Raw genomic sequence first — 3371 nt, 5'->3', positions numbered from 1 at the left:
GCAGGGCGCAAAGCTCGCCCCCCTTGAGAATCCCCCCTCCGCTCACGTCCAGCCAGCCTCAGAAATAGGGCAAATGCCAACGCGCCCGCTGGGAAAGAGTTCCGAGTTTTCCGTCTCCACACGTTAGGAGCGTCGAGATTAGGTTGAGCCCTCAGCTAGTGTACCCGTAGGGTGCGGCGGCAGTTCGCGGGTCTTGGCAAGGTACTCCCGGGGGATTCTCAAGGGGACTGGCGGAAGTCCCCTTGAGCGGACTTTTGGTTCCTTTTCGTCCGTCCGAAAAGGAACCCGTGGGCGCGGCGGAACGCGCTCGTGTTTCTTGCCGCCAAGGGCGGCAATTCCCGAGGGCACCCGCCGGGCGCAGCGCGGCAGATCAAGAAGCCCCCGCAGGGCACAGCGCAAAAAATCCAAACCCAAAATTCGACACGGTGCGTATGACATCAGTTTAGCGCATCCCGTCGATTTGTTCAATGGGAAAAGAGAATTTTATTCCCCCATTCGCTCGTCGACCCGCCGGAAGACCTCGCAGGGCGTCACACCCATCCCGTAGGCGATCCGCATCACCGTGTCGGCACGGACGCGCCCGGTATCCGTCCCGCGTTCCAGTCTGCGGATGGTCCTCTCGCTGACTCCGCATCTTTCGGAAAGTTCCGATACGCCCCATCCGCATTCCGCGCGCAGCGCCCGCAGCACCCCGGCGAGACACAAATAAAACCGCTCTCTGTCAGCCATTTTTCATTCCTCCCGGGACAGCATAGCATGGATTTTTCGCGGGACCATGTTTTGATTCAATGTGGGTCAAAAAATTTTCCTTGCCATTTACTCTGTTAAAGTGTAAAATATGGGTTATCCCTTTTTGCACAATTTTTAAAAGAAGGAGGAGCATCATGAACGACCAGATCAAGCAGATTGCCCAACGCATCCGCGAGCTGCGCGAAATCCTCGACGTAGACGCGGCCGACCTTGCAAAGCAGGTGAACGTATCGGTAGCGGAGTACAGCCAGTACGAGAACGCCGAAACCGACATTCCGATAGGAGTGATCTATGCGGTAGCGGCGGCGCTGAACGTCGACCCCACGGTGCTCCTGACGGGCGACGCCCCCCGCATGAGCGATTACACCATCGTCCGGCAGGGCCGGGGGGTGTCGGTCGAGCGGTACAAGGGCTACAAATTCAGCTCCCTCGCCTTCAATTATATCGGCCGCCAGTTCGACCCGATGGTCGTCGATCTGGAGCCGATGGAAAATCCCCCCGAGCTCGTCGTGCACGGCGGGCAGGAATTCAACTATGTCCTCAAAGGCACCGTACAGCTGGTGATCGGTTCCCGGGAATTTCTTCTCGAGGCCGGCGACAGCGCGTTCTTCAACCCGATGACGCCGCACGGACAGCGCGCCGTAGGCGGCCCGGTAAAATTCCTTACCATCATCAACGAATGAACGCGGACCAGATTTTGAAAGAAAGCGGTGCTGATTGACATGATCGAAAAATATCTGCCCCGTACCGAGTTTGACTCGTACGAGGATTTCAAGGCGAACTACCGCCTCAACGTGCCCGAGGACTTCAACTTCACCTACGACGTGATCGACGAATGGGCCAGGGACCCCGAAAAGCCCGCGCTCGTCTGGGTGAACGACGACCGCGACGAGCGGCGCTACACCTTTAAGGACCTCTCGGAGTACTCCTGCCGCATGGCGAATTTCTTCACTCATTACGGCGTGAAAAAGGGCGATTTCGTCCTGCTCGTGCTCAAGCAGCGGGTCGAGGCGTGGGTGTGCATGCTGGCGCTCCACCGCATCGGCGCGGTGGTCATTCCGGCCACCTTCCAGCTCATGCCGCACGATATCGAATACCGCTGCAACAAGGCGGGCGTCAAGATGATCTGCACGGTCGACGACGCGGAGCTGCTCGCGAACATCGAGCAGGTGCGCCCCGCCTGCAAAACCCTCGAGCAGGTGGCGGTCGTCGGCGCGCGCGTCCCGGCGGACTGCATCGACCTGCGCGCCGAGGCGGCGGGGTATCCCTCCGTTTTCCCGCGTCCCACGGGGGATGCGGCCACTGGCGTGCACGACCTCATGCTCGGGTATTTCACCTCCGGCACGACCGGGATGCCCAAGCTTATCGTCCACGACTACGCCTATCCGCTCGGACATATCACGACCGCCCGCTACTGGCACGAGGTGGAGGAGGGCGGATTGCATTTCGTGTCGGCCGATTCCGGCTGGGCGAAATTCGGCTGGGGAAAGATTTACGGCCAGTGGATCTGCGGCGCGGTGATCGTCGCCTACGACACCGAAGGCAAGTTCGACCCCAAACACATGCTTGAAACGGTCGAGCATCTGCGGCCCAGGACCTTCTGCGCGCCGCCCACCGTCTACCGCTTCCTCATCAAGGAGGACCTCTCCAGATACGACCTCTCCTCCCTCAAAAAATGCACGATCGCGGGCGAGCCGCTCAACCCCGAGGTCTTCAACCGCTGGAAGGATGCCACCGGGCTGGAGCTCACCGAGGGCTTCGGGCAGTCGGAATCCACCGTCATCATCGCGAACTTCCCATGGTTCCCGATCAAGCCCGGCTCGACCGGAAAGTTTTCGCCTCTCTACGACCTCGACATCGTCGACGAGGACGGCAACTCCTGCGAGGACGGCATCGTCGGCACGATCGTCGTCAAAAACCTCGACAGGTTCCGCCCGGCCGGCCTGCTCGTCGAATACCGCGACGACCCGGCCGCCAACGAGGACGCCTTCTTCGACAACATGTATTCCACCGGCGACACCGCCTGGCGGGACAGCGACGGCTACATCTGGTTCGTCGGCCGCAACGACGACGTGATCAAGTGCTCGGGCTACCGCATCGGCCCCTTCGAGGTCGAGTCGGCGCTCATGACCCACCCGTCGGTGCTCGAGTGCGCCGTCACCGCCGCGCCCGACCCGGTGCGCGGACAGGTCGTCAAGGCCACCGTCGTGCTCGCCAGAGGCTACGAGCCCTCCGACGCGCTCAAAAAGGAGCTCCAGAACCACGTCAAAAAGGAGACCGCTCCCTATAAATATCCGCGCATCGTCGAGTTCGTGGGCGAGCTGCCCAAGACGACCTCCGGCAAAATCAAGCGCAAGCAGATCCGCCAGGAGGACGCTGAGAAATAATTTTTCGCCGCGCCTTTCGCCGGGCGCGGCGATTTCTTTTTTACCGCTCGATGAGCGGTGTAGCTGCCGGGCTCCGACGGCCCGCAGGTCTGGTGTCGGAGGCGTGTCCCGCCGCCGACGGCCCCGGCGGGCGGTTTTAGATTTTCCGCCCAGAGGCTGGAGGGTATGCCGGTAGTCGACCGGCGGCGACTCTAGATTTGTCGCTCAGTGAGCGGTGTAGTTGCCGGGACCCGC

Annotated in this window: 3 protein-coding genes; 2 read left to right on the top strand and 1 reads right to left on the bottom strand. The window is 61.1% G+C overall.

The genetic code is table 11. The features are described 5' to 3' along the window. Positions 1-483: 483 nt before the first annotated feature. The gene (locus RDM88_RS12300) at positions 484-729 is read right to left on the bottom strand and encodes a helix-turn-helix transcriptional regulator (RefSeq protein ID WP_308755117.1); all 246 of its coding nucleotides are present in this window, start codon (positions 727-729) and stop codon (positions 484-486) included. 155 nt (positions 730-884) lie between these two features. Here RDM88_RS12300 and RDM88_RS12295 point away from each other — a divergent pair, with 155 nt between their 5' ends. Continuing rightward, positions 885-1433 carry an XRE family transcriptional regulator gene (locus RDM88_RS12295; RefSeq protein WP_308755116.1) on the top strand — a complete coding sequence of 183 codons (549 nt, stop codon included), beginning with the start codon at positions 885-887 and terminating at the stop codon, positions 1431-1433. Between the two features lie 39 nt (positions 1434-1472). Beyond that, positions 1473-3137, top strand: coding sequence for an AMP-binding protein (locus RDM88_RS12290; RefSeq protein WP_308755115.1), 1665 nt, complete (start codon positions 1473-1475; stop codon positions 3135-3137). The last annotated feature ends 234 nt before the right edge of the window (positions 3138-3371 follow it).

It is taken from the genome of uncultured Anaerotruncus sp., from assembly GCF_902490045.1.
Classification (GTDB): Bacteria; Bacillota; Clostridia; order Oscillospirales; family Ruminococcaceae; genus Anaerotruncus.
The sequence above is the reverse complement of the archived record's forward strand: the minus strand, read 5'-3'. Positions and strand labels throughout refer to the sequence as shown.

Excerpts from the sequence above, each read along its gene's own strand:
- RDM88_RS12295 (WP_308755116.1), top strand. The coding sequence starts at position 885 with ATGAACGACCAGATCAAGCAGATTGCCCAACGCATCCGCGAGCTGCGC.
- RDM88_RS12290 (WP_308755115.1), top strand. The coding sequence starts at position 1,473 with ATGATCGAAAAATATCTGCCCCGTACCGAGTTTGACTCGTACGAGGAT.
- RDM88_RS12300 (WP_308755117.1), bottom strand. The coding sequence starts at position 729 with ATGGCTGACAGAGAGCGGTTTTATTTGTGTCTCGCCGGGGTGCTGCGG.